Genomic DNA, 726 nt, shown 5'->3' with positions numbered 1-726 from the left:
TTATTAGACTCTTTACCTTATCCTCATTAATTAGAGAACTTACTCTGTTATCAGCACCCTTTCTATAATAAACTTCGGCACTTGGCACAAAAATAATTTTTGAGCATTTAAGTAGCACACGTGTAAAAAACTCTCCATCCTGATTGTTTGTCAGTTTCTCATTCCACCCTCCTGCTTTATTTATTACTTCTTTTGCTACTAGAAAAGCATGTGAAGGTAGATATGTGTGGTACTTGCCATATACTTTCAAAAGTTCCAAAGTATTTCCTGTGCTAAAGTAAGTAGGCCTGAATGGTTTTACTATTGGGGCTTTAGTAGATTTAGTAAAAGAGCCCCACTTACAAGTTGCAATAGCGTCGGGAGTAGTGTTCTCTAAAATACGTACCTGTTCTTCAAATTTGTTACTTGAAATTAAATCATCTGAATCTAAAAACTGAATATACTTGCCTTGAGCAAGCTCTAACCCAATATTCCTACAAGTACATGCCCCTTTAGATCTATTCTTATCTCTAACTATATATCTAAATCTAGTATCTTTAATTAAATGCTTCTTTACCACCTCATGTGTATCATCAGTAGACCCATCATCAATAACTAAACACTCCCAGTTTTTGAAAGTTTGTGCTAAGACGGCATTTAAAGTTTCGTCAATATATTTAGCTCTAACAAAGTAGCGTACTACTACAATCAGGACATTACTAAGCGCTGTAGAACGGATCTGCCCAA

General features: G+C 35.1%; 1 protein-coding gene. It reads right to left on the bottom strand.

The features are described 5' to 3' along the window. Positions 1 to 726, bottom strand: a 726-nt coding sequence (locus ACFQ2O_RS22005; RefSeq protein ID WP_377533132.1) for a glycosyltransferase family 2 protein, incomplete at both ends; no start/stop codon positions are given.

Source organism: Pontibacter rugosus, assembly GCF_042678745.1.
GTDB classification, from domain to species: Bacteria; Bacteroidota; Bacteroidia; order Cytophagales; family Hymenobacteraceae; genus Pontibacter; species Pontibacter rugosus.
This window is presented reverse-complemented; position numbering and strand designations above follow the sequence as displayed.